This is a genomic window from Streptomyces sp. CB09001 (assembly GCF_003369795.1).
In the GTDB taxonomy this organism is placed as follows: Bacteria; Actinomycetota; Actinomycetes; order Streptomycetales; family Streptomycetaceae; genus Streptomyces.
Map to the genome: position 1 here is coordinate 2338124 of NZ_CP026730.1, position 23892 is coordinate 2362015.

Annotated in this window: 20 protein-coding genes and 2 pseudogenes; 7 read left to right on the top strand and 15 right to left on the bottom strand. The window is 72.3% G+C overall.

What is annotated here, in order from left to right:
• Positions 1–104 precede the first annotated feature (104 nt).
• Genes C4J65_RS10790 through C4J65_RS10800 form a run of 3 tightly spaced genes read right to left on the bottom strand, consistent with a single transcriptional unit; the run spans position 105 to position 3282 of the window.
• Positions 105–968, bottom strand: coding sequence for a sugar phosphate isomerase/epimerase family protein (locus C4J65_RS10790; protein ID WP_115742222.1), 864 nt, complete (start codon positions 966–968; stop codon positions 105–107).
• Positions 965–2134, bottom strand: coding sequence for a dihydrodipicolinate synthase family protein (locus C4J65_RS10795; RefSeq protein ID WP_115742223.1), 1170 nt, complete (start codon positions 2132–2134; stop codon positions 965–967). The genes C4J65_RS10790 and C4J65_RS10795 overlap by 4 nt, the downstream gene beginning before the upstream one ends.
• On the bottom strand, positions 2131–3282 hold the full coding sequence (locus C4J65_RS10800) for a Gfo/Idh/MocA family oxidoreductase (protein WP_162833128.1): 1152 nt from the start codon (positions 3280–3282) through the stop codon (positions 2131–2133). The genes C4J65_RS10795 and C4J65_RS10800 overlap by 4 nt, the downstream gene beginning before the upstream one ends.
• 214 nt (positions 3283–3496) lie before the next feature.
• Here C4J65_RS10800 and C4J65_RS10805 point away from each other — a divergent pair, with 214 nt between their 5' ends.
• Both C4J65_RS10805 and C4J65_RS10810 read left to right on the top strand, forming a co-directional pair.
• Positions 3497–4543 carry a LacI family DNA-binding transcriptional regulator gene (locus C4J65_RS10805; RefSeq protein ID WP_115742224.1) on the top strand — a complete coding sequence of 349 codons (1047 nt, stop codon included), beginning with the start codon at positions 3497–3499 and terminating at the stop codon, positions 4541–4543.
• Positions 4544–4713: 170 nt separating this feature from the next.
• Complete coding sequence (locus tag C4J65_RS10810) at positions 4714–4944, top strand: bacteriocin immunity protein (RefSeq protein ID WP_115742225.1); 231 nt, start codon at positions 4714–4716, stop codon at positions 4942–4944.
• A gap of 9 nt (positions 4945–4953) precedes the next feature.
• Here the strand turns inward: C4J65_RS10810 and C4J65_RS36565 are convergent.
• The 4 genes and pseudogenes from C4J65_RS36565 to C4J65_RS10825 all read right to left on the bottom strand — a co-directional run.
• A pseudogene (locus tag C4J65_RS36565) lies at positions 4954–5067 on the bottom strand (IS5/IS1182 family transposase); the annotation flags it as partial.
• Between the two features lie 87 nt (positions 5068–5154).
• Positions 5155–5415: an HNH endonuclease gene (locus C4J65_RS10815; protein ID WP_115742226.1), complete on the bottom strand. Its 261-nt coding sequence runs from the start codon at positions 5413–5415 to the stop codon at positions 5155–5157.
• 296 nt (positions 5416–5711) lie between these two features.
• Positions 5712–5972, bottom strand: coding sequence for a hypothetical protein (locus tag C4J65_RS36570; RefSeq protein WP_240330401.1), 261 nt, complete (start codon positions 5970–5972; stop codon positions 5712–5714).
• Between the two features lie 36 nt (positions 5973–6008).
• Positions 6009–6803: pseudogene (locus tag C4J65_RS10825) on the bottom strand (transposase); the annotation flags it as partial.
• A 138-nt stretch (positions 6804–6941) separates the two neighbouring features.
• Here C4J65_RS10825 and C4J65_RS10830 point away from each other — a divergent pair.
• On the top strand, positions 6942–7742 hold the full coding sequence (locus C4J65_RS10830) for a sugar phosphate isomerase/epimerase family protein (protein WP_115742227.1): 801 nt from the start codon (positions 6942–6944) through the stop codon (positions 7740–7742).
• Here the strand turns inward: C4J65_RS10830 and C4J65_RS10835 are convergent.
• The gene (locus C4J65_RS10835; RefSeq protein ID WP_115742228.1) at positions 7726–8367 is read right to left on the bottom strand and encodes a GNAT family protein; all 642 of its coding nucleotides are present in this window, start codon (positions 8365–8367) and stop codon (positions 7726–7728) included. The genes C4J65_RS10830 and C4J65_RS10835 overlap by 17 nt on opposite strands.
• Positions 8364–9302: an EamA family transporter gene (locus C4J65_RS10840; RefSeq protein WP_115742229.1), complete on the bottom strand. Its 939-nt coding sequence runs from the start codon at positions 9300–9302 to the stop codon at positions 8364–8366. The genes C4J65_RS10835 and C4J65_RS10840 overlap by 4 nt, the downstream gene beginning before the upstream one ends.
• Positions 9303–9434: 132 nt before the next feature.
• Here C4J65_RS10840 and C4J65_RS10845 point away from each other — a divergent pair, with 132 nt between their 5' ends.
• The 3 genes from C4J65_RS10845 to C4J65_RS10855 all read left to right on the top strand — a co-directional run bounded on the left by C4J65_RS10845 (position 9435) and on the right by C4J65_RS10855 (position 13144).
• Complete coding sequence (locus tag C4J65_RS10845; protein ID WP_115742230.1) at positions 9435–10361, top strand: LysR family transcriptional regulator; 927 nt, start codon at positions 9435–9437, stop codon at positions 10359–10361.
• A gap of 171 nt (positions 10362–10532) precedes the next feature.
• Entirely contained in the window at positions 10533–12380 is a 1848-nt protein-coding gene (locus C4J65_RS10850) for a glycoside hydrolase family 3 protein (RefSeq protein ID WP_115742231.1), read from the top strand.
• 140 nt (positions 12381–12520) lie between these two features.
• A complete protein-coding gene (locus C4J65_RS10855; protein WP_115742232.1) occupies positions 12521–13144 on the top strand; it encodes a hypothetical protein in 624 nt (207 codons plus the stop codon).
• 161 nt (positions 13145–13305) lie between these two features.
• Here C4J65_RS10855 and C4J65_RS10860 read toward each other — a convergent pair whose 3' ends face one another.
• From C4J65_RS10860 to C4J65_RS10875, 4 genes are all read right to left on the bottom strand, one after another.
• A complete protein-coding gene (locus tag C4J65_RS10860; RefSeq protein WP_115742233.1) occupies positions 13306–14730 on the bottom strand; it encodes a S28 family serine protease in 1425 nt (474 codons plus the stop codon).
• 63 nt (positions 14731–14793) lie between these two features.
• The gene (locus tag C4J65_RS10865; RefSeq protein WP_115742234.1) at positions 14794–15186 is read right to left on the bottom strand and encodes a hypothetical protein; all 393 of its coding nucleotides are present in this window, start codon (positions 15184–15186) and stop codon (positions 14794–14796) included.
• Positions 15187–15295: 109 nt separating this feature from the next.
• Positions 15296–19054 (bottom strand): ABC transporter ATP-binding protein, encoded by a 3759-nt coding sequence (locus C4J65_RS10870; RefSeq protein ID WP_115742235.1) that lies wholly within the window; start codon positions 19052–19054, stop codon positions 15296–15298.
• A gap of 99 nt (positions 19055–19153) precedes the next feature.
• The gene (locus C4J65_RS10875) at positions 19154–20155 is read right to left on the bottom strand and encodes an esterase-like activity of phytase family protein (protein WP_115746387.1); all 1002 of its coding nucleotides are present in this window, start codon (positions 20153–20155) and stop codon (positions 19154–19156) included.
• A gap of 259 nt (positions 20156–20414) precedes the next feature.
• Here C4J65_RS10875 and C4J65_RS10880 point away from each other — a divergent pair, with 259 nt between their 5' ends.
• Complete coding sequence (locus C4J65_RS10880; protein WP_115742236.1) at positions 20415–21227, top strand: endonuclease; 813 nt, start codon at positions 20415–20417, stop codon at positions 21225–21227.
• A 4-nt stretch (positions 21228–21231) separates the two neighbouring features.
• Here the strand turns inward: C4J65_RS10880 and C4J65_RS10885 are convergent, their stop codons facing one another.
• Both C4J65_RS10885 and C4J65_RS10890 read right to left on the bottom strand, forming a co-directional pair.
• Positions 21232–23463 (bottom strand): tetratricopeptide repeat protein, encoded by a 2232-nt coding sequence (locus C4J65_RS10885; RefSeq protein ID WP_115742237.1) that lies wholly within the window; start codon positions 23461–23463, stop codon positions 21232–21234.
• Positions 23460–23879, bottom strand: a complete 420-nt coding sequence (locus tag C4J65_RS10890; RefSeq protein WP_115742238.1) for a hypothetical protein — start codon at positions 23877–23879, stop codon at positions 23460–23462. The genes C4J65_RS10885 and C4J65_RS10890 overlap by 4 nt, the downstream gene beginning before the upstream one ends.
• Positions 23880–23892 lie beyond the last annotated feature (13 nt).

Below are 23892 nucleotides of genomic sequence, written 5' to 3' on the forward strand. Positions count from 1 at the left end.
CCCCTTCAGAACTCCGTGGATTTTCCCCCCCGGGTACCCCCACGGGAGTTCCGATGCCAGGTACGACCCGCCGGAGGGCGGGAGGGTTGCACGGGGCGCCGGACTTATTTTCCGGGCGGCGTGTCCGCGGCGTCTCCCGCGTGCGCGGCGAACCGGGCCGCCGTCTCGGCGAGCACCTCCCGTCCGTCCCGCGCCCACAGCCCCTCGTTGAACAGCTCGACCTCGATGGCACCCGTGTATCCGGCCGCCTCGACGTACCCCTTCCACTCCCGCATGTCGATGGCGCCGTCCCCGATCTGACCGCGGCCGTTGAGGACGCCCTCGGGCAGCGGGGTCGTCCAGTCGGCGAGCTGGAAGGTGTGGATGCGGCCGCCCGCGCCGGCCCGGGCGATCTGCTCGGGCGCCCGGTCGTCCCACCAGATGTGGTACGTGTCGACGGTGACGCCGACCTGGTGGGCCGGGAAGCGTTCGGCGAGGTCCAGCGCCTGGGTGAGGGTGGAGACCACGCAGCGGTCGGCGGCGTACATGGGGTGGAGCGGCTCGATGGCGAGGCGCACGCCGTGCCGTTCGGCGTACGGGCCCAGCTCCGCCAGCGCGTCCGCGATGCGCTCGCGGGCGGCCCGCAGGTCCTTGTCGCCGGCGGGGAGACCGCCCGAGACCAGGACGAGGGTGTCGGTGCCGAGGGCGGCGGCCTCGTCGACGGCGCGGCGGTTGTCGGCCAGGGCCCTGGCGCGTTCGCCGGGGTCGACGGCCGTGAGGAAGCCGCCGCGGCACAGGGTGGTGACGGCCAGGCCCGCGTCGCGGACCAGCTTGGCGGCCGCCTCGACGCCGTAGGCCTGCACGGGTTCGCGCCACAGGCCGACGTTGCCGATGCCCAGTTCGCGGCAGGCCGCGGTCAGTTCGGGCAGGGAGAGCTGCTTGACCGTCATCTGGTTGATGCTGAAGCGCGTCAGGTCGGTGTCGCTCATGCGTTCACCCCATACAGCGCGAGCAGGTTCCGCATGCGCTCCTCGGCCAGCTTCGGGTCGGGGAACAGGCCGAGTCCGTCGGCGAGTTCGTAGGCGCGGGCGAGGTGTGGCAGGGAGCGGGCCGACTGGAGGCCGCCGACCATCGTGAAGTGGCTCTGGTGGCCGGCCAGCCAGGCCAGCAGGACCACGCCCGTCTTGTAGTAGCGGGTGGGGGCCTGGAAGAGGTGGCGGGAGAGTTCGACGGTGGGGTCGAGGAGGGCGCGGAAGCCGTCCGTGTCCCCGGTGTCGAGCACCCGGACCGCCTCGGCGGCCAGCGGGCCCAGCGGGTCGAAGATGCCGAGCAGGGCGTGGCTGAAGCCCTGGTCGTCGCCCGCGATCAGCTCCGGGTAGTTGAAGTCGTCGCCGGTGTAGCAGCGCACGCCCCGCGGCAGGCGGCGGCGCAGGTCGACCTCGCGCCGGGCGTCCAGCAGGGAGACCTTGATGCCGTCGACCTTGTCGGGGTGGGCGGCGATGACCTCCAGGAAGGTGTCGGTCGCCGTGTCCAGGTCGGACGAGCCCCAGTAGCCCTCCAGGGCCGGGTCGAACATCGGACCCAGCCAGTGCAGGATCACCGGTTCGGCGGCCTGGCGGAGGAGGTGGCCGTAGACCTCCAGGTAGTCGTCCGGGCCCTTGGCCGTCGCGGCGAGGGCGCGGGAGGCCATCAGGATGGCCTGGGCGCCCGACTCCTCCACGACGGCGAGCTGTTCCTCGTAGGCCGACCGAACGTCCGCGAGGGTGGCCGTGGCGGTCGCGGTCAGCTGGTCCGTGCCCACACCGCAGGCGATGCGGCCGCCGGCCGCCTTCGCCTCGGCGGCGGAGCGGCGGATCAGTTCCGCCGCCGTGGGCCAGTCCAGGCCCATGCCGCGCTGGGCGGTGTCCATCGCCTCGGCTACGCCGAGTCCGTGGGACCACAGGTGGCGGCGGAAGGCGAGGGTGGCGTCCCAGTCGACGGCGACGGGCCCGTCGGGACTGGTGTCCGCGTACGGGTCGGCGACGACGTGCGCGGCCGAGAAGACCGTACGGGAGGTGAAAGCGCTTCCGGCTCCGTTTCCCGAGACGGGCGGGGGTGCGGTGCGGGGCTCGTAGGCGCGCAGGGTGCCGTCGGCGCTCGGCAGGTGGAGGGTCACAGCGCGATCTCCGGTACGTCGAGGCGGCGGCCCTCCGCGGAGGACCTGAGACCCAGCTCGGCGAGCTGCACGCCGCGGGCGCCGGCCAGCAGGTCCCACTGGTAGGGGGCGTCGGCGTAGACGTGCTTGAGGAACAGCTCCCACTGGGCCTTGAAGCCGTTGTCGAACTCGCCGTTGTCCGGGACCTCCTGCCACTGGTCGCGGAAGACCTCGGTGGCGGGGATGTCCGGGTTCCACACCGGCTTGGGGGTGGCGGAGCGGTGCTGGACGCGGCAGCCCCGCAGGCCCGCGACGGCGGAGCCCTCGGTGCCGTCGACCTGGAACTCGACCAGTTCGTCGCGGTTGACGCGGACCGCCCAGGAGGAGTTGATCTGCGCGATCGCGCCGCCGTCCAGCTCGAAGACGCCGTAGGCGGCGTCGTCGGCGGTGGCGTCGTAGGGCTTGCCCTTCTCGTCCCAGCGCTCGGGGATGTGGGTGGCGGTGAGGGCCTGGACGGACTTCACCCGGCCGAACAGCTCGTGCAGGACGTACTCCCAGTGCGGGAACATGTCGACGACGATGCCGCCGCCGTCCTCGCTGCGGTAGTTCCAGGACGGGCGCTGCGCCTCCTGCCAGTCGCCCTCGAAGACCCAGTAGCCGAACTCGCCGCGCACGGACAGGATCCGCCCGAAGAAGCCGCCGTCGACGAGGCGCTTCAGCTTGAGCAGGCCGGGCAGGAAGAGCTTGTCCTGGACGACGCCGTGCTTGATGCCGGCCGCGTTCGCCAGCCGGGCCAGTTCCAGGGCGCCGTCGAGGCCGGTGGCCGTCGGCTTCTCGGTGTAGATGTGCTTGCCCGCGGCGATCGCCTTCCTGATCGCCTCCTCGCGGGCCGAGGTCACCTGGGCGTCGAAGTAGATGTCGATGCCGTCGTCGGCCAGGACCGCGTCGAGGTCCGTGGAGACGTGGTCGAGTCCGTGGCGTTCGGCCAGCGCCCGCAGCGCGTGCTCGCGGCGGCCGACCAGGACCGGCTCCGGCCACAGCACGGTGCCGTCGCCGAGGTCGAGGCCGCCCTGTTCGCGCAGGGCCAGGATGGAGCGGACGAGGTGCTGGCGGTAGCCCATGCGTCCGGTCACACCGTTCATGGCGATACGCACCGTCTTGCGTGTCACGTCATTCCCTTCGTACGAGCATGCCGCAAGCCGCGGATCGAGCTCGAGCCGTACAGCAAGCGCTTTCTATGTAGAACGAAGCTAGCCTGTGACCGGTGGTCTGGACAAGACCGCAGCCGGGGCGAGTTGTTCGAGGGGACGAACACCGGCGGGCGGTGGCCGTAAGGTCACCCGGGACGGCGTTCGGCACACGCGCGATGCGGAGGACGAGGACATGACGGTGACACTGGCGGACGTGGCGGCCCGCGCCCAGGTCTCCCCCGCGACGGTGTCGCGCGTGCTGAACGGCAACTATCCGGTGGCCGCCTCCACCCGGGAACGGGTGCTCAAGGCCGTCGACGAGCTGGACTACGTGCTCAACGGCCCCGCGAGCGCGCTGGCGGCGGCCACGTCCGACCTGGTCGGCATCCTCGTCAACGACATCGCCGACCCGTTCTTCGGCATCATGGCCGGCGCCGTCCAGTCCGAGATCGGCGGTCCCGGCGGCAGAGCGGGCGGCGAGAGACTCGCCGTGGTCTGCAACACCGGCGGCACCCCGGAGCGCGAGCTGACCTACCTCACGCTGCTGCAGCGCCAGCGGGCGGCGGCGGTCGTGCTGACCGGCGGCGCGATGGAGGACGAGGCCCACCAGACGGCCGTGGCGGCGAAGCTGCGCAGGCTCGTCGAGGCCGGGACGCGGGTGGTGCTGTGCGGACGGCCGCCGGCGCCGGACACCGGGGCGATCGCGCTCACCTTCGACAACCGCGGGGGCGGCCGTGAGCTGACCGAGCACCTGATCGGGCTCGGGCACCGGCGGCTCGGCTACATCGCCGGTCCGGAGGAACGGACCACGACGCGGCACCGGCTGGAGGGCCACCGCACCGCGCTCGCCGCGCACGGCATCGAGGAGGACCCCCGCTGGACGGTCCACGGCCGCTACGACCGGCAGGCCGGGTACGAGGCCACGCTGGAGCTGCTGCGCAGGGACCCGACGCTGACCGCGGTCGTCGCCGCGAACGACACCGTCGCGCTGGGCGCGTGCGCGGCGCTGCGCGACTCGGGGCTGCGGATCCCGGACGACGTGTCCGTGGCCGGCTTCGACGACCTGCCGTTCAGCATCGACGCGGTGCCCGCGCTGACCACGGTCCGGCTGCCGCTGGCGGAGGCGGGGGCGCGGGCGGGGCGGGTCGCGACGGGGCGGGAGGAGGCGCCGGCGGGCGGGATCGCGACGGTGCGGGGGGAGTTGATGGTGCGGGGGTCCTCCGGAGGGCCGCGGTCTTGAACGGACCGTTGGTGTCGCGGTGGGCCCGCGTCGGTGTGGGCCGCCCTGGGGGCTGCGCCCCCAGACCCCCCTTGCGGCCCTGAACGGGCCTCGTCCTCAATCGCCGGACGGCTCTAGGAGCTGTCCGGGCGATCACGCGTCTCGTTAGGGTGAGTCGGCGGAGGGACGTGATGGGTGCTGTGGAGATGACTCGCGCGGAGGCGGTCGCGCTCGTGCAGCGGATCATGGAAGCGGACTACGCCTCTGACGACGAGGTGGACGGCTGGTTGGACAGGCTCGACAGAGCCCTGGCATGTCCGTCCGGTTATGTCAGCGACTTGATCTTCTGGCCGCCGGAGCGGGAGCTTTCGGCTGATGAGGTAGTCGGTCAGGCCCTGACGTACCGGCCGATCGCCTTGTGAGGTCGGGACTCAGCCCCGAAGCCAGATGAGTAGAGCCGCGGTGGTTGCGGTGCCGAGGAAGACGTAGCCGCGCTTGTCATAGCGGGTGGCCACGGCCCGGGACTGGTCGGGTAGCCGGGTCATGTTGCCACGACCCGGCCCCCTCAGAACCGGGCATGCCTGTTTCCAGGCACCACGGCTCAAGCAAGCCCAAACACTTCACAGAATCTGCTATTTGTTGCTGCCATCTCGTGCATGAAGCTGCTGATGGCATTCGGAGTGAACGAGTCGAAGATTCTTTACTTCATCAGATCCGCCGTCTCTTCGGTAGGTGAAGTGGTGTTTGTGTAACCGCTTCTTCATCGCGTCGAACCAGTCGATCCACTCGTGTGGACTTTCCGGCTCATATTCAGCACCAACGATGAGCGCCTGACCGCAGAGCGGACAAAGTCCCTTCTGACGGGCTGCCAGAGTAAGGCTGATCTTGTCCATTGGCGGAGGTGTACGCGTCCTGCGACGCTGACTCAACCGGCGGTGTCCTCCTCCCGACCTAAAGTCCTCGGGAGTCGCCTGGCATCTTCCAACGCCGGGTTCTATAGCCACTGTTTGCAAACCATCGGGCGGCTTCAACCTTACGAGACATCAACGGGGGTTCACGCGGTTCACCCGTCCAGCCTTTCCCTCACCTGTTGTTCCCCGATGGCCAGGGAATCCTTGGGCTTGAACGCTCAGCTTCACACACCGCCGTTACCAGCGGCGCATGTGAGCGCGGGAACGGATTGCGGACACTAATCCGGGGTCAGCACATGTCTCCTTCCTTCGCGGCTTTCCCACTTAACGTGTGCGACTTCGTGTCGCACCTTCAGACGGTTGATTCCGCATCCGACCGCGTGACGCTCGCGGTAGTCATCAGGGTCGAAGTGCGGGGGCCGACCGCCGCGGTAGCCGAGCTTTCGGCGGTTGCGGACCTGGTCAGCCTTGTCCGGGATGGTGCGGCGGATTCCTAGAAGGAACCACCGGGCGGTGTCTGCATCGAGCCTGGCGATCATGGCCTAGGACGCTCACGCGGTGGGTTCACCACCAAGCTGCACGAGCCGAGTGGTGAGCTGATGCAGGTGATCACGCCTGCGGTCGGCGATCCGGGCGTAGACCTTGGCCGCCTTACGGCGGGCCTTGGCCTGGTTGTTCGATCCCTTGGCCTTCTTCGCCATGCGGCGCTGAGCCAGGGCGAGCCGGGCACGGTCCTTGCGTTCGTGCCTCGGGTTGGCGATCTTCTCCCCGGTGGAGAGAGTCAACAGGTGATCCAGGCCGACATCGATACCGACAGCCTTGTCCGTGGCGGGAAGCGGCTCCACGCTCGGGTCGTCACACAGCAGGGAGACGAACCAGCGCCCGGCCGCGTCCTGCGACACGGTCACCGTCGAAGGGCTCGCGCCCTTGGGGAGGGTTCGGGACCACCGGATGTCCAGCGGTTCCCTCATCTTGGCGAGCGTGAGCCGACCGTCGAGGAAGCGGAAGCCGCTGGTGGTGTACTCGGCGGACTTCCGCGACTTCTTCCGGGACTTGAAGCGGGGGTACTTGGCCCGCTTGCCGAAGAAGTGAGTGAACGCCGTCTGCAAGTGCCGAAGGCACTGCTGGATCGGCACGGAAGAGACCTCGTTGAGGAACGCCAGCTCCTCGGTCTTCTTCCACGCCGTCAGCATCGCGGAGGTGGCGTTGTAGTTCACACGCTCCTGCCGCGTCCATGCCTCGGTGCGGGCGGCGAGCGCCATGTTGTAGACCTTCCTCACGCATCCGAATGTGCGCGACAGCTCAGCCGCCTGCGCATCGCTCGGGTAGAAGCGGTACTTGAACGCCCGCTTCACGTGGGAATGTGCCATTCCTCAGAATCTAGTGGGGCATCATGTGAAGCTGCAAACTGCGGGTCAGGTCACGGCCTTTCGCCCTGGCGGCGAAACCCCGCAGGAGCTGAGTTCCCTCCCCCACGTAAACGTGGGGGTATCCACGCAGGAGGCAGGATGAAGCTGGCGTTCTCCACTCTCGGTGTTCCCGGACTGCCCCTGGCCGACGTGCTGGGGCTCGCGACCGCGCACGGCTACCACGGTGTCGAGCTGCGCGCCCACCCCGAGGAACCGGTCCATCCGGGCCTGGGCCCGGACGAACGGGCCGCGGTGGCGGCGGAGTTCGGGGCGGCCGGTGTCGAGCCGCTGGGGCTCGCGGGGTACGCGCGGGTCGCCGCGCCCGGCGACGACGAGGCGGTGATCGCCGAGATCCGCGACCTGCTCGACCTGGCCCGCGACCTGGGCGCACCGTACGTCCGGGTCTTCCCCGGCGGCGGCACCGAGCAGAGTGCCGAGGAGGCTGACGCGGTGGCGGCGCGGCGGCTGGGGACGGCCGCCGAGTACGCCGCCGAGCTGGGCGTGCGCATCCTGCTGGAGACCCACGACTCGCACCGCACCGGCGCCGACGCGATGCGCGTCCTCGGGCTGGTCGGACACCGGCAGGTCGGTGCCCTGTGGGACGTGATGCACACCTGGCTGGGCGGCGAGCAGCCCTCCGAGACCTACGCGGCGCTCTCCCCGCACCTCGGCTACGTCCAGGTCAAGGACATCGCCTCCGCCGAGGACACCACGCCGCTGGCGCTGGGCGCGGGGGTGCTGCCGCTCACCGAGGTGGTGGACGTGCTGTCCCGGCACGGCTGGGACGGCTGGCTGTGCTGGGAGTACGAGAAGCGGTGGTACGAGTCGGCCGCCCCCTTGCCCGAACTGCTGGGCCCGGGCCGCGAGCACCTCGCCCGGCTGCTCACGGACGCGGCGTGAGGGCCGGCGCCGCCGACCGGACCCGGTGCTCCAGCCGCTCCCGGCACTCCGGCCACTCCGCCGCCGTGATCGAGTAGATCGCGGAGTCGCGCAGCCGGCCCTCCTCGCCCGGCACCGAGGAGCGGGACCAGTTGCGCAGGACGCCCTCGAAGCGGGCGCCGGCCCTCTCGATCGCGGCGCGGGAGCGACGGTTGCGGGCGTCGGTCTTGAGGTCGACGCGGGACACGGCCCAGATTTCGAAGGCGTGGCGGAACAGCAGCAGCTTGGCCTCGGCGTTGACGCCCGTGCCCTGGGCGGAACGGGCCAGCCAGGTGAAGCCGACCTCGACGGCGTCTAGCACGTCGTCGGTGAGCCAGGAACGCGGTTCCCAGTATGCGGTGGTGCCGACCGCGCGGCCGGTGGCACGGGAGACCTGCGCATAGGGCGCCAGCCGTCCGGTGGCCGCCCTGGCCAGCTGGAAGTCGATGTAGGCGCCGACCTCGTCGGGCCCGGGGACCCACGTGAACGCGTAGGTGGCCCGGTCCTCCTCCGCCGCCCTCGCCAGGTCGGCCGCGTGCCGGTGGCTCAGCGGCTCCAGTCGTACCAGCGTGCCTTCGAGGACCGGGGCCTTCAGAGTGAATGTCACCGGCCGGATTCTTCAGCCGGAACGGGGAGCCGTCCAGCGAATTCCGGGGACGTGCGCACGGTGATCCCCGGCACGCGCCTGCGGGCGGGAGTCAGCGTCGTCAGCGCCACCCCGCCCACCAGCAGGGCCGCCGCGCACCAGCGCAGGGGGGTCACCGACTCGCCGAGGAAGAGGGCCGCAGAGGACATGCCGAAGACCGGCACCAGGAGGGAGAACGGCGCGACCGTCGAGGCGGGGTGACGGCGCAGCAGCCAGCCCCAGGCGCCGAAGCCGAAGACGGTCGAGACCCAGGCGACGAAGAGGATCGTGCCCGTCCCCTGCCAGTCCAGGGCGCGCAGGGCCGCGAGGTCCTCGGCGGGGCCCTCGGTGAGCAGGGAGAGGGCCAGCAGGGGCAGCACGGGGACGGTGGAGACCCACACCATGAAGTTCAGCGCGTCGGGCGGGGACGCCTTGCGGGTCAGGACGTTGGACACGCCCCACGCCGCCGCGGCGCCGATCACCATCAGGAACGCGCCCAGCGGGCCCGAGGTGCCTTCGTCGACCGCGGCCACGCCGATGCCGCCCAGGGCGACCAGCATGCCCAGGGCCTGGACGCGGGAGGGGCGTTCGCCGAGGACCGCCGCGGCGATCACCGCGGTGAACACCGCCTGGATCTGAAGGACGAGGGACGACAGTCCGGCGGGCATGCCCGCGTCCATGCCCACGAAGACCAGGCCGAACTTGGCCACGCCGAGCACCAGTCCCACCGCCACGATCCACTTCCAGGCGACCTTGGGGCGGCCCACCAGGAAGACCGCGGGCAGCGCCGCCGCCAGGAAGCGCAGGGCGGAGAAGAAGAGCGGCGGGAAGTGGTCGAGGCCGATCTCGACGACCGTGAAGTTCACGCCCCAGACGGCGGCGACGAGCACGGCGAGGAGGAGGTGGGAAGGTCGCATGCGTCGAGGATCGGGTGAGATGACCGTGCAGCACCAGCGATGATTGATGCATGGTTGGATGAAGCACTGCTAATGCTTTCTGGATGTGCCGCCCCTGTGTCACCCCCCGCCCGTCTCGATCCGGGAGCCGTCATGCTCGACCTCCAGCGCCTGCGCGCCCTGCACGCCGTGTCCGTGCACGGGACGGTCGGCGCGGCCGCCGCCGCGCTCGGGTTCACGCCGTCCGCCGTGTCGCAGCAGATCGCCAAGCTGGAGCGCGAGACCAGGACGGTGCTCCTCGAACGGGAGGGCCGCGGGGTCCGGCTCACCGACGAGGCCTGGCAACTGGTGGAGGCGGCGGCGCAGTTGCTGGCCATCGTGGAGCGGGCCGAGACCCGGCTGGAGGAGCGGCGCGGGGTGCCCTCGGGGCGGCTGACCATCGCCGCGTTCGCGTCGGCGGCGCGCGGGCTGCTGCCGTCCGTGCTCGCCGACCTGGCGGTACGGCATCCCGGGCTGGACGCGCGGCTCACCGAGGTCGACCCGCACCTGTCCGTGGACCTGGTGGCCAAGGGCGCCGTGGACCTGGTGGTGGCCCACGACTGGGACATCGCCCCGCTGCCGGCCCCGGCCGGGGTGGAGCAGGCGCCGGTCGGCGAGGACCTGTGCGACCTGCTGGTGCCCGAGGGGCACCCGTTCGCGGGCCGGACCGCCGTGCGGCGGGACGAGCTGGGCGGGGAGCGGTGGATCTGCCAGCCGCCCGGGCGGGTCTGCCACGACTGGCTGATGCGCACGCTGCGGGGCGCCGGGCACGAGCCGGACATCGTCCATCAGGCGGACGAGAACCCGACGCTGGTCGCGCTGGTCGCGGCCGGTCTCGGCGTCGCCCTCATCCCCCGGCTGGGGCGCGGCCCGCTCCCGGCGGGAGTGGTGGAGGTGCCGCTCGACCCGATGCCGGTGCGGCGGCTGTACGCCCTGTGGCGCACGGGCGCGGCCCGCCGCCCGGCCATCGCGGAAACGGTCCGCACACTCCGGGCCCACTGGCCGGACGCCGCGGCCCACACCACCCGGCCAAGCGCTTAGAAGGGACTTGCCTTCCGCGGCTCCGTGCGGTTCACGGCGCCGGCGGCGGCCCCGCCGGGCGTCCCGCGCCGCTTCCGGCGACTCCTGTGCGGCCCCTTGACTGGCAGAAACTTCCCGGATATTGGTGACTCCTTGGCAGTTTCCTTCACCAGCTCTCCGGAAGGAGCGCACGTGCACCACAGCAGCACGGCCGGCACGGGAAGCACCGCACAGCCCTCCAGACGTACGGTCCTCACCGCCACCGCGGTCGTCACCGCGGCCCTCGCGGCCGGCGGCGGCACGGCGTACGCCGACGCCCGCGGGCCCGACGACGACAAGCTCCGCGGCCTGATCTCCCGCATGACGCTGGAGGAGAAGGTCGGGCAGCTCTTCGTCATGCGGGTCTACGGCCACTCCGCCACCGACCCCGACCAGGCCGACATCGACGCCAACCTCGAGGAGATCGGCGTCCGCACCGCGGCCGAGCTGGTCGCCAGGTACCGGGTCGGCGGCATCATCTACTTCGCCTGGGCGCACAACACCCGCGACCCGCACCAGATCGCCGACCTGTCCAACGGCATCCAGAAGGCCTCCCTGGAGCAGCCGCGCGGTCTGCCCGTGCTCATCTCCACCGACCAGGAGCACGGCATAGTGGCCCGCGTGGGCGAGCCCGCCACCCTCTTCCCGGGCGCGATGGCCGTCGGCGCGGGCGGTTCGCGGTCCGACGCCCGTACGCTCGGCCGGATCGCGGGCGCCGAGCTGCACGCCCTGGGCATCCGCCAGGACTACTCCCCCGTCGCCGACGTGAACGTCAACCCGGCCAACCCGGTGATCGGCGTCCGGTCCTTCGGCGCCGACCCGGACGCCGTGGCCGGGCTGGTGGCGGCCGAGGTGACGGGGTATCAGCGGTCCGGGGTGGCCGCGTGCGCCAAGCACTTCCCCGGGCACGGCGACACCGCCACCGACAGCCACACCGGCTTCCCGGTCATCACGCACAGCCGCGAGCAGTGGGAGGAGCTGGACGCGCCGCCCTTCCGCGCGGCGGTCGAGGCCGGCATCGACGCCATCATGACCGCCCACCTGATGGTCCCGGCGCTCGACGACTCCGGCGACCCGGCCACCCTCTCCCGTCCCATCCTCACCGGCATCCTGCGCGAGGAGCTGGGCTACGACGGGGTCGTGGTCACCGACTCCCTCGGTATGGAGGGCGTTCGGACGAAGTACGGCGACGCGCGGGTGCCGGTGCTGGCGCTGAAGGCCGGTGTCGACCAGCTGCTCAACCCGCCGGACCTGCCGCTCGCCTGGAACGCCGTCCTGACGGCCGTGAAGGACGGCGAACTGACCGAGGCGCGGCTCGACGAATCGATCCTGCGCGTGCTGCGGCTGAAGGCCAAGCTGGGGCTGTTCCGGGACGTGTACACCAGTCGCCGGGACGTCGACCGGACCGTCGGCACCCGGGCGCACCTGGCCGCGGCCGACCGGATCGCCGAGCGGAGCACCACGCTGCTGGTCAACGAGGGGCGGCTGCTGCCGCTTTCGCGGCGCGAACACCGCAGGCTGCTGGTGGTGGGCGCCGATCCGGCCTCGCCGTCGGGCACGACCGGGCCGCCCACCGGTGTGCTCGCGGGCGCGCTGACGGAGCTGGGGTTCACGGCCACCGCCCTGTCCACCGGAACCGCGCCCTCCGCCGCCGTGACCGACCGCGCCGTCGCGGCGGCCGGGGACGCCGACGCCGTGGTGGTCGCCACGTACAACGTGACCGCGGGCAGCAGCCAGCGCACCCTGGTCACGCGGCTGTTGGAGACCGGGAAGCCGGTCGTCGCGGTCGCCGTCCGCAACCCGTACGACGTCGCCCAGCTCCCCGGCGTCCCCGCCTTCCTCGCCGCCTACTCCTGGACCGACGTGGAGGTACGGGCGGCGGCCCGGGTGATCGCCGGGCGGGTGCGGCCGCGCGGGAAGCTGCCGGTGCCGGTGGTGCGCGCGGACGACCCGGACACGGTGCTCCTTCCGCTCGGACACGGGCTGACCTACCGGTCGTAGCCCGGTCGTAGCCGCGTCGTAGCGCGCGCTGCGGCACGCGCCGGGGGCGCCCCCGTCGTCCGTGCCCAAAGCCTCCCGCGCGTCTGGCGTGCGCCCGCTCCGGCGGGCCACGCTGGACCGGGGAATCCGGGGGGACGGCGATGCGTGAGCGATGGGCCGCAGGGGGGCACGCCTTGCTGTGTGCCGTGGTGGGCGCCGTGCTGCTGACGGGCTGCCGGAGCCCGGGAGACCGAGGCCCGGCGGCGGACTCCGCGGCGGCCGGGGGGCGGCCGTCCGGGTACGGGGCGGTGTTCCTGGCGGTGGGCGAGTGCAGTTCGTTCGGCACGGCCGACCCCACCGAGGTGCCCTGCGACAGCGCGCGGGCGGCGGCCCGGGTGGTGGCCCGGGAGGACGGCCGCGCGAGCAACGGCCCGCCCTGTCCCGCCACCACCGACTTCGTCCTGCACATCACTGAGCGGCGGCCGTCCGCCGACGAGGACGGTGACGGGGCCGTACCCCGGGGGTACGCCTGCATGCGCGGGCTCGGGCCGCCGCATCCCGGCGATCCGGGCGGCGGGGGCGGCCCGCGCACGATCGTCGGCGACTGCGTCCGCGACATCGGCGGCGGCAGGGTCCGCGAGGCCGCCTGCGACGGCGGGGGTGGACGCGCACCGCAGTTCAAGGTGGTCGAGGCGGTCGCCAGCCGGGCGGACTGCCCGGCCTCGACCGGTCTGTACGTCCGGCTCGGCGGGGAGCGCCCCGTGGGCTGTGCCCGGCCGCTGTGAGCGCCGGTGGACTGTGCCCGGCCGCTGTGAGCGCCGGTGGACTGTGCCCGGCCGCTGTGAGCGCCGGCGGACTGTGCCCGGCCGCAGTAAGCACCGGGCGGACTGTGCCCGGCCGCAGTAAGCGCCGGCCGGGCACAGTCACCGTGCCGGAGGGGGAGCCCCTACGGGCGCAGCGCCGGCTCGCGCTCGACGTCCCGCTTGTCCAGCCTGGCGTCGAACGTCGCCAGCGGCCTGGCCGCCGACGGGTTCTCCTGGACCTTGGCCGGGGCGACGCCCGCCCAGTCCAGGATGCGGGCCGTGGCCCGCGCCTTCTGGTCGGGCACCAGACCGGCCACGTTCGCACCGTGGTTCATGCCGGGCGCGGTGACGACGTAGGAGTCACGCGCGCCGTGGCCGAGGCGGAAGCGCTCGGCGCCCCACGGGTCGTTCTCGCCGTACACGAACAGCATGTTCCGGGCGTTGTGCCGCACCCAGGTGTCGACGTCCCGCATGGCCCACGGCTCGAACTTCATCGGGATCGAGCGGGGCACGAAGTTGCGCGGCGGCTGGTAGCCGTAGCGGATGTACTTCTTCTCGATGTGCGGGAAGTGGATCGTCGGCGCGCCCAGCTGGGTGCCCGCCTGGTGGTAGTACGGCGTGTACGTCTCCAGGCCCTGGTCCGTGTAGGCGGAGAAGCCGGAGATCGTGTCGACGGAGTTCCAGATCGCGTCGTCGGTGGCGTTCTTCGCGTCGGCCGGGATGTCGGCGCAGTCGGCGAGGGTGCTGTACTGCCAGAAGCCCCACACGTAGTCGAGGACGACGGCCTCGTAGGCGCGGTCGAGGCTGCCGATGGTGTCGAAGGTGTAGCCGTTCTCGGCCGCGTAGGCCGCGTACTTCGCCTCCAGCGGCGCCCGGCGCACCAGTGCTTCGCGCTGCACGCCGTTCAGCTTGTCGCGGCACTCCTCGGTGCCGACGCGGGCGAAGAAGCGGTCGTAGGCCGAGTCCTCCTTGTTCACCACGTCGTTGGGGGCGACGTAGGCGACGACGCCGTCCATGTCGCGTGGGTAGAAGCGCTCGTAGTAGGTGGCGGTCATGCCGCCCTTGGAGCCGCCGGTGGAGATCCAGTTCTCCGAGTAGACCGGCTTCAGCGCCTTGAAGATGCGGTGCTGGTCGCTGGCGGCCTGCCAGATGTCCAGCTTGGACCAGTCGGCCGGGGCGGGCCGGGACGGCGTGAAGTAGCGGTACTCCATGGAGACCTGGTTGCCGTCCACGATCTGGGTCGGCTCGCGCCGGCTGGGGTTCGTGGAGACGTTGTAGCCGCCGGTGTAGAAGACCGTCGGGCGGTTCACGTCCTTGTGCAGCACGGTGATCCGCTGCTGGAACGTGCCCTTGGACGGGTGCCGGTGGTCCACCGGCTGGGTGTAGTTGAGGACGAAGAAGCGGTAGCCGGTGTACGGCTTCTCCTCGATCAGGCTCATGCCCGGTATGGACAGCAGCCGGTCCTTGATGTCGACGGCCTTCGGCTCGGCGGCGGTGGCCGCGCCCGCCGTGCTGACGGTGCCTATGAGCACCACGAGCGCCAGCAGCCATCTGAGCGCCTTGCGCATGCACCCTCCCTGTGAAACTGATGTCCGCCGGAAGCTATCGGAGCAACTCCCGCGACACCAGGGTCAGCAGAGGATCCACCCGGAGCCGACCGAGGACCTGGCCACCTTGCCGGTCACCCGCACGCAGCGGTTTCCGGCGTGCACGGTCACCGGTCCGGCGCGGTGGGCGAACCGGCCCGAGTCCACCACCGCCCGGCCGCCCCGGGCCTGCACGCCGACGGACATCTGCCGCTTCGTGCCCGGCTTCCTGGGGACGGTGACGGCACAGACGTAGCCGCCGCGTTTGTACACGAGGACGGACCCGGTGGAGAAGGACAGGGTGCGCACCTTGCGGCCGGGGCACCCCGTGGCGGCCTGTGCCTCCTGCGGCAGCGCCACGGCGAGCAGCGCGGCGGCGCTCAGCACGGCCGTGCCGAGCGCCAGCCGACGGCGAGTTGCGGCACCGGCCCGGCCCACTGCGGTCCCCCTCCGTAGGGCGGTCACTGAAGACGTACGGATGTACGGACGCAGGACACCTGTCGCACGGTTGCGCGCGCCCGCCAGACGCGCCCGCCAGACGCGCCCGTCAGTGCAGCGCGCCGACCGGCTCCTCCGGTTCGGCCGCGCCGACGAAGGTCCGCCACAGCCGCGCGTACCGTCCGTCGAGGGCCAGCAGTTCGTCGTGCGTGCCGTCCTCGGCGACCCGGCCGCCGTCCATGACGACGACCCGGTCCGCGCGGGCGGCCGTGGTCAGCCGGTGCGCGACGACGAGCGTCGTACGGCGTCCCGCGATGCGGTCGGTGGCCTGGTTGACCTGGGCCTCGGTGGCCAGGTCCAGGGCCGCCGTCGCCTCGTCGAGGAGCAGTACGTCCGGGTCGACCAGCTCGGCGCGGGCCAGCGCGATCAGCTGCCGCTGTCCGGCGGAGAGGTTGCGGCCCCGCTCGGCGACCTCGTGGAGGTAGCCGCCGGTGAGCGTGGCGATCATCTCGTGCGCGCCGACCGCCCGCGCCGCCGCCTCCACCTGGGCGTCGGTGGCGTCCGGACGGCCGTAGGCGATGGCGTCCCGGACGGTGCCGGGGAAGAGGTACGCCTCCTGCGGGACGACGCCCAGCCGGTGCCGGTAGGAGGTGAGGTCGAGGGCGCGCAGGTCCCGCCCGTCGACGGTGACCCGGCCGCCGGTCGGGTCGTAGAACCGGGCCACCAGCTTCACCAGGGTCGACTTGCCCGCGCCGGTCTCGCCGACGAAGGCGACGGTCTGCCCGGCCGGGATGCGGAGGTCGATGCCGGTGAGGGCCGCCTCGGCCGCCTCGGCCGCGTCGTCGCCGCCGTAGGTGAAGTGCACGTCCTCGAAGGCGATCTCGCCGCGCAGCGCGGTGACCTCGGAGGGCTTGTCGGCGGCCCGGGTGGAGGTCGGCTCGCGCAGCAGTTCCTGGATGCGGCCCAGCGAGACGGACGCCTGCTGGTAGCCGTCGAAGACCTGGGAGAGCTGCTGGACCGGTGCGAAGAACAGGTCGATGTAGAGCAGGTACGCCACCAGCGCACCGGTCGTCAGCGTCGCGTCGTCGATCCGCGCCCCGCCCACGACCAGCACCGCCACGGCGGCGGCCGACGACAGCAGCTGCACGAACGGGAAGTAGACCGAGATCAGCCACTGTCCGCGGATGCGGGCCTGCCGGTAGCTGTCGCTGCGCTCGGCGAACCGCCGGCCGCCGTCCCGCTCGCGCCGGAAGGCCTGCACGATCCTGAGGCCCGCCACCGACTCCTGGAGGTCGGCGTTGACCGTGGAGACGCGCTCGCGGGCCAGTTCGTAGGCCTTCACGCTGGCCCTGCGGAAGAAGTACGTGGCGATGATCAGCGGCGGCAGGGTCGCGAAGACGATCAGGGCGAGCTGCACGTCGATCACCAGCAGGGCGACCATGATGCCGAAGAAGGTGACCACCGAGACGAAGGCGGTGACGAGTCCGGTCTGGAGGAACGTCGACAGCGCGTCCACGTCGGTCGTCATCCGGGTCATGATCCGGCCGGTCAGCTCGCGCTCGTAGTAGTCGAGGCCGAGCCGCTGGAGCTGGGCGAAGATCTTCAGGCGGAGCGAGTACAGGATCCGCTCGCCGGTCCGGCCGGTCATGCGGATCTCGCCGGTCTGCGCGCCCCACTGGGCGAGTACGGCGACCAGGCCGAGCAGCGAGGACGCCCACACCGCGCCGAGGGCGACCTGGGTGACGCCGTCGTCGATGCCGTTGCGGATCAGCACCGGCAGCAGCAGGCCCATGCCCGCGTCCACGGCCACCAGGGCGAGGCTGATCAGCAGCGGCGTGCGGAAGCCGCGCAGCAGGCGTCGCAGGCCGTAGGAGGACTCGGGGCGCACCGCCTGTGCCTCGTCGATGTCCGGGGTGCCGTTCGCCGGGGGCAGCGCGTCGACCTGGGCGAGCAGCTCCGGGGTGGCCGGGGTGCCGGCGAGCGCGGTGTCCTTGGGTGCGCGGTCGCCGGTCCACAGCCTGGGGGTGACCCCGCGCTCGGCGTCGAACTCGGCGTCCAGCTCGTCGCGTACGGAGGTGTCGGAGGTGTCCTCCGGCTTCTCGGCGGGGCGGGTGTGGCCGGGCGAGACGCCGCCCAGCTCGTCGGGGTCGGTGAGCAGGCGCCGGTAGAGGGCGGAGCGCTCCTGGAGCTCCTCGTGGGTGCCGAGGTCGGCGAGGCGGCCGCGGTCGAGGACGGCGATGCGGTCGGCGAGGCCGAGGGTGGAGCGGCGGTGGGCGATGAGCAGCGTGGTGCGGCCCCGCATGACCTGCTTCAGCGCCTCGTGGATCTCGTGCTCCACCCGGGCGTCCACGGCGGACGTGGCGTCGTCCAGGACCAGCAGCCGGGGGTCGGTGAGGATCGCCCGGGCGAGCGCGACGCGCTGGCGCTGGCCGCCGGAGAGGGTCAGCCCGTGCTCGCCGACGGTCGTGTCGTAGCCGTCGGGCAACTCCGTGATGAACCGGTGCGCCTGGGCGGCCCGGGCGGCGTCCTCGATCTCCTCGTCGGTGGCGTCCGGGCGGCCGTAGGCGATGTTGGCGCGGACGGTGTCGGAGAAGAGGAAGGAGTCCTCGGGCACCAGGCCGACGGCAGCCCGCAGCGAGTCCAGGGTCAGCTCGCGCACGTCGTGACCGCCGACCAGGACGGCGCCGCGGGTCACGTCGTAGAAGCGCGGCAGGAGCAGCGAGACGGTGGACTTGCCGGAACCGGAGGAGCCGACGACGGCGAGGGTCTCACCGGCCCGGATCTCGAAGGAGAGCCCGTCGAGGACGGGCCGCGGCTCCCCGTCGCCCGTGTCGTAGCCGAAGGCGACGTCGTCGAACTCGACGGTCGCGGGCGCGTCGGCCGGCAGGGTCTTCGTGCCGTCCTCGATGACCGGCTCGGTGTCGATCAGCTCCAGGACGCGCTCGGTGCCGGCCCGGGCCTGCTGGCCGACGGTGAGCACCATGGCGAGCATCCGGACCGGGCCGACCAGCTGGGCGAGGTAGGTGGAGAAGGCGACGAAGGTGCCGAGGGTGATGTGCCCCCGGACGGCCAGCCAGCCGCCGAGGGCGAGCATGGCGACCTGGCCGAGGGCGGGGACGGCCTGGAGGGCCGGGGTGTAGGTGGCGTTCAGCCTGATCGTCCGCAGCCGCCCGGCGAAGAGCCTGCGCCCGACCTCCCGGAGCTTCCCGGTCTCCTGCTCCTCCTGCCCGAAGCCCTTCACCACGCGTACGCCGCTCACCGAGCCGTCGACCACCCCGGCGACGGCGGCGGCCTGCGCCTGCGCGTACCAGGTGGCGGGGTGCAGCCGGGTGCGGCTGCGGCGGGCGATGAACCACAGGGCCGGCGCGACGGCGAGCGCGACCAGGGTCAGCGGCAGGGACAGCCACGCCATGATCACCAGGGAGATCAGGAAGAGCAGGACGTTCCCGATGGTCATCGGGAGCATGAAGAGCAGGCCCTGGATCAGCTGGAGGTCGCTGGTCGCCCGCCCGACGACCTGCCCCGTGGACAGCTCGTCCTGGCGTCTGCCGTCGAGCCGGGTGATCGTCCCGTACATGTCGGTCCGCAGGTCGTGCTGGACGTCGAGGGCGAGCCGGCCGCCGTAGTACCGGCGGATGTAGGTGAGGACGTAGACGACGGCCGCGGCGCCGATCAGGAGACCGGCCCAGAGGGCCATGTCCCTGGTCCTGTCGCCGATCACGTCGTCGATGATCACCTTGGTGATCAGGGGCACGAAGGCCATGACGGCCATGCCGCCCAGCGAGGCCCCGAGGGCGAGTACGACGTCCTTGGGGTTGCGCCAGGCGTACCCCGCCAGTCGTCGTACCCAGCCCCGTTGCGCGTCCACGCCGTGCCCTCCGGTCGTCGTCCTGCTCACCTGATCTACCGGAAGGCACCAACGCCTGCGAGCGGGGATTTCATCCCGCCGCAACAATCGGCCGGGTGATCAGACGCGGACGCGGAGCCCGAGGAGGCGGGTGGTCTGTACGGCGTTCTGGTTGTCGTCGCTGACGACCAGGGCCTCCAGGCGGCCCGCGGAGCGGCCCGTCACGGCCATCCCCTCGAAGTTGTCGAGGAGGGGGTTGGGCTGGGGCTGCTCGGCCGTGGCGCCGAGCGTGGGGCAGTCGGCGAGGTCGGCGAGGAGCCGCTTGTCCAGTGCGCTGCCGCCGCGGCCGGGCCGGTCGGCCAGCTGGAGGCGGACGGTGTTGCCGACACCGGCCGTGAAGCCGCGCTCCAGGACGAGGAGGCGCCCGTCGGGAGTCGCGGTGACCTCGGAGACGCCGAGACCGGGGTCGGTCCGGTAGGTGTACTGGGCACCGAGCCGGAAGTCGCCGTGCCGCGTCCGCTGCCAGGTCTGGAAGCGGACCAGGTCGGCGGGGTCGCCGTCGAGCGGGTACTCCATGGAGGCGAGCAGGGTCCGGCCGCCGGGCAGGAGCGTGAGCCCCTCGAAGCTGCCGTTCGCCCGGGCGCGGCCCTCGGGAGCGGTGCGGAGGTCGTCCGGCACGGGCAGGCGGCCGAGCAGCTCGCCGGTGCGGGCGTAGCGGCGGACGGACGGCTCGGTCTCGGAGGAGACGAGGAACGTGCCGTCCCGGTCGGCGACCAGTCCTTCGGAGTCGAGCGCGGCGCCGTTCTCGTCGGCGAGCGTGATCACGCCGCGCGGCTTCAGGGTGCGCGCGTCCAGCCGGAAGAGGGACGAGCGGTCGGAGAGGGCGGCCAGGGAGCCGCGCCGGCCGGGCGCGAGGGCGGAGAGGTTGCCGACGTAGGCGCCGTCGTACGCCGTCTTGTCGAGGGCGTCGGTGAAGCCGGTGAGGGAGACGGCGGGCGAGCAGGCGTTCGCCGGGGGCCGCTCCTGTGCGGCGGCGGCCGGTCCCGCGGCGGTCAGGCAGCCCGCCGTGGCGAGGCTCGCGGTGAGGGTGGCGAGGGCGGTACGGAGGGTTCTCGGGCGCATGCCGGTCACCCTAGGGCGGGGAAATGGACGGAAGTTGACCGTCTTCCGAAAGCTGGGACGCGGGAGCGCCGACCTGGCCGTGTGGATTGCTCGGAGCACCGCCCGGCTCGTCCTCGGCAGCGGCGAACCGGTGACCTCCATGTGGGGCCGGTCCGGCCACCGTCACGCAATCGCCACCCTCCGTACACCCCGCCTCCCACATGTCCATGTCACGCTCGTCGTACCACACAACTCCACACGCGTAGATCGGACACCCCACATGCTCGCGATACGCACCCGGCGCCGCAAGGCGGTCGTCCTCGCCACGGCCGCCGTGCTCGCCGGACTCTCCGCACCCTCCCTGACGGCGAGTCCGGCCACGGCGACCACGACGACGACCACGGACTACGACTCGACGTACTACAAGGACGCGATCGGCAAGACGGGCGCGAGCCTCAAGTCGTCCCTCCACACGATCATCAGCGACCAGACGAAGCTCTCGTACTCGGCGGTCTGGGACGCGCTCAAGGCCACCGACGAGGACCCGGACAACAGCGGCAACGTGATCCTGCTCTACTCGGGCGTCTCCCGCAGCAAGTCGCTCAACGGCGGCGACACCGGCGACTGGAACCGCGAGCACGTGTGGGCCAAGTCCCACGGCGACTTCGGCACCTCGACCGGACCCGGCACGGACATCCACCACCTGCGTCCCTCGGACGTCCGGGTCAACAGCGTCCGGGGCAACAAGGACTTCGACAACGGCGGCAGCGCCGTCAGCGAGGGCGGCGGCAGCCTCACCGACTCCGACTCCTTCGAGCCCCGCGACGCGGTCAAGGGCGACGTGGCCCGCATGATCTTCTACATGGCGGTCCGCTACGAGGGCGGCGACGGCTTCGCCGACCTGGAGGTCAACGGCCAGGTCGACAACGGCAGCAACCCGTACATCGGCAAGCTCTCCGTACTGAAGGCATGGAACGACGAGGACCCGCCGGACGCCTTCGAGGAGCACCGCAACCAGGTGATCTACGACGACTACCAGCACAACCGCAACCCGTTCGTCGACCACCCGGAGTGGGTGGAGTCGATCTGGTAGGCGGTCAGCCCACGAGACCGTCCGGCGCGGGCGGCGTCGCCAGGACCTCGGTGTACCAGGCGCGGGCCGCGACGGTCTCGGGGTGGTCCTCGCCCAGGCTCACGGCCCGCCCCTCGGCCACCTCGCGCGCGCTCTCGGCGGCCTGTTCCCGCTTGCCCTGCGCGTACTGGGCGCGGCTGAGCTGGATGAGCACCCCGTAGACCAGGGGGTGGTCCTCCCCGTACCCCGCCCGCTGCCCGGCCAGCACCCGGCGGAAGAGCTGTTCGGCCTCGGCGCCCCGGCCGGAGCGCAGGAGCCCTCGTGCCAGCGCGTCGCGCGCCCACACGGTCACCAGGTGCTCGGGACCGAGACGGCGTTCGCACTCCCCCGCCAGTTCCCCGGCCGCCGTCGTGTAGCCGTCGAACTCGTCCTGTGCGAGACGGAGTTCCAGCAGCTCGCAGCGGGTCTTGAGGGTGGCGACATGGTCCTCGCCGAGCGCCTGGCTGCGGCCGTCCAGGACGGTGTCCAGCAGCGTCCGCGCGTGCGCCAGGTCGCCCAGGCGGTGCAGCACCCGCTGCAGTTCGTAGGCCGCGTCCAGGGTGCGCTCGTCGTACGGGCCGAGCGTGCGCAGCGCCTCCTGGTGGACCGGCCGCAGGAGGTCGGCGGCTTCGGCGTACCGGCCGAGTCGGAACAGGACGGTGCCCTGGCCCGACCGGGCTTCGATGGTCACCGGATGTTCGGCGCCCAGATGCTCCGCGGCCGTCTTCGCGGCGGTGGAGGCCAGGGCGAGCGCGGCGGTCCAGTCCCCCGCCTCGTACACCAGCCGCGCGAGACGGACCGCCAGCCGCACGGATTCCGCCGTCACCAGGTCGTGGCGGTGGCAGCGGTGCAGCAGACCGGTCGCGTGCGGCGCCAGGAGCCGCACCTGGGAGCGGGCCCGTGGCGACGCGGCGCCCTCCGGCGGCAGCGCGGCCCGCAGCAACACGCCCGCGGCAGCCGCCAGGAGTTCGCGCTCCGCGTCGGGCACGCTCCCGGCGACACTGTCCAGCAGGACCCCGTGGGCCTTCACGCAGCGGTGCCCGTCCGTCTCCACCATCTCGATCAGCGAGTGGTCGAGGAGTGCGCGCAGGGCCGGTTCGACCCGGGACGCGGCCAGCGGCGGATCGAGGTGTTCGAGGCCGACGCCGCCCTGTGCCGCCGGCATGAGCAGGGACAGCGGCACGGGGTCCGCCGCCCAGCAGGACAGCAGCCGCAGCAGGGCCGTGGCCTCCGGCAGGCCGCCCTCCGCCAGGCCGTCCAGCGACAGCTGCCACGTGCGGCCCACGAGGTGGCGGGACTGTCCGCCACCGGTCGCCGACGCCCCCCGGTCGACCAGGGCCGTGGACTCCTCGGTCAGTTTCCGGTCGTACTCGTCCATGGACCACGACTCCAGCAGCTGGTGGGCCAGATGGGACCCGGCCAGGGTCAGCGCCAGCGGCAGACAGCCCAGGCGCCGGGCGACCTTCCGCGCGGACTCGCGCGTGCCCGCGTCCGGAGCCAGATCGCGCAGGACCAGAGTCGCGTCCTCCAGGGGCAGCACCCCGAGCCGGTGACTGCTCGTCGCCGGGGCGCGCCACAGCGACGAGGTCGCGTGCCGGGTGGTCACCAGCACCGTCCCCGAGGGACTCGGACGCAGCCAGGAGCCCTCCTCCAGGACGGCGGGGTCGTCGGCGTTGTCGAGAACCAGCAGCCAGGGTTGTGCCGAGTGGTCCAAGTAGTGCCAGACCAGGTCGGCCGCGGCGCGCCGGCCGCCGGCCGCGGCGGCCAGTTCGCCGGCGGTGGCACCGCGGTCACCGGCGACGGCGAGCATGCCCGCGCGCAGGGACACGCGTTCGGAGGCGTTGACCCACAGGCCGACGCGACCGTGGTCCCGTACGGCCTCGGTGAACAGGGCCTGGGCGACGGCCGTCTTGCCGCAGCCGCCCATGCCGTGCAGGACCTGGATGTCGCCGCCGGGTCCGGCCACGGCGGCCCGCAGACGGTCCATGAGGTCGGTGCGGTCCCGCAGGACACAGGGTGCGCGACCGACCAGGGGCATGCGGACGGAGTCGGGAGCGGCCTGACGGGGTTCGGCCGGGCCCGTCCACGGGTGTCCGAACAGCGGGGCCGACCCCGGGGCGTAGTGATGGACGTGTTCCTCGATGTACTGGTCGCCACCGGTCTGGTAGATCCGGGCGCTGCCCGACGCGCGGCCCTCCATCGGCCTCGGGACGCTCATCGTTCGGTGATGTGCTGGTCGCGCCCGGCCTGGTAGATCCGGGCGCTGCCCGACGCGCGGGCCCGCAGGTGGACGTGCCGGGCATTCGGTTCCTCCGGCATCGACGACGCCAACTCGTCGAGGAGGCCGCGCAGTTCGTCCGCGACGTCCGGCCGGGCGAGCAGCAGGCGCCGTACGCGTCCCTGCCATTCGGCGGTCAGCCCGGCCTCGGCTTCGTCGTCACCGGCCGCACGGGCGAGGAGCAGCTCCTCGCGGCCCGCTTCCAGCTCCTCACCGACGCTCTCGGCTCTGGCGGGCTGGAAACGGCGCCACAGGGCGACCATGCCGTCCCGCGCCGATTCCCAGGCGTTCGTGACCATCAGCGTGACGACGGTCGTGCCCGCCGTCCCCGCCAGTGCAGCGATCTCCGGATCCACGGTCCCCCCTAAG

Bases quoted from the DNA above. Each gene is read 5' to 3' on its own strand.
- C4J65_RS10790 (WP_115742222.1), bottom strand. From the start codon at position 968: ATGAGCGACACCGACCTGACGCGCTTCAGCATCAACCAGATGACGGTC.
- C4J65_RS10805 (WP_115742224.1), top strand. From the start codon at position 3,497: ATGACGGTGACACTGGCGGACGTGGCGGCCCGCGCCCAGGTCTCCCCC.
- C4J65_RS10810 (WP_115742225.1), top strand. From the start codon at position 4,714: ATGGGTGCTGTGGAGATGACTCGCGCGGAGGCGGTCGCGCTCGTGCAG.
- C4J65_RS10815 (WP_115742226.1), bottom strand. From the start codon at position 5,415: ATGGACAAGATCAGCCTTACTCTGGCAGCCCGTCAGAAGGGACTTTGT.
- C4J65_RS36570 (WP_240330401.1), bottom strand. From the start codon at position 5,972: ATGATCGCCAGGCTCGATGCAGACACCGCCCGGTGGTTCCTTCTAGGA.
- C4J65_RS10830 (WP_115742227.1), top strand. From the start codon at position 6,942: ATGAAGCTGGCGTTCTCCACTCTCGGTGTTCCCGGACTGCCCCTGGCC.
- C4J65_RS10840 (WP_115742229.1), bottom strand. From the start codon at position 9,302: ATGCGACCTTCCCACCTCCTCCTCGCCGTGCTCGTCGCCGCCGTCTGG.
- C4J65_RS10845 (WP_115742230.1), top strand. From the start codon at position 9,435: ATGCTCGACCTCCAGCGCCTGCGCGCCCTGCACGCCGTGTCCGTGCAC.
- C4J65_RS10855 (WP_115742232.1), top strand. From the start codon at position 12,521: ATGCGTGAGCGATGGGCCGCAGGGGGGCACGCCTTGCTGTGTGCCGTG.
- C4J65_RS10860 (WP_115742233.1), bottom strand. From the start codon at position 14,730: ATGCGCAAGGCGCTCAGATGGCTGCTGGCGCTCGTGGTGCTCATAGGC.
- C4J65_RS10875 (WP_115746387.1), bottom strand. From the start codon at position 20,155: ATGCGCCCGAGAACCCTCCGTACCGCCCTCGCCACCCTCACCGCGAGC.
- C4J65_RS10880 (WP_115742236.1), top strand. From the start codon at position 20,415: ATGCTCGCGATACGCACCCGGCGCCGCAAGGCGGTCGTCCTCGCCACG.
- C4J65_RS10885 (WP_115742237.1), bottom strand. From the start codon at position 23,463: ATGAGCGTCCCGAGGCCGATGGAGGGCCGCGCGTCGGGCAGCGCCCGG.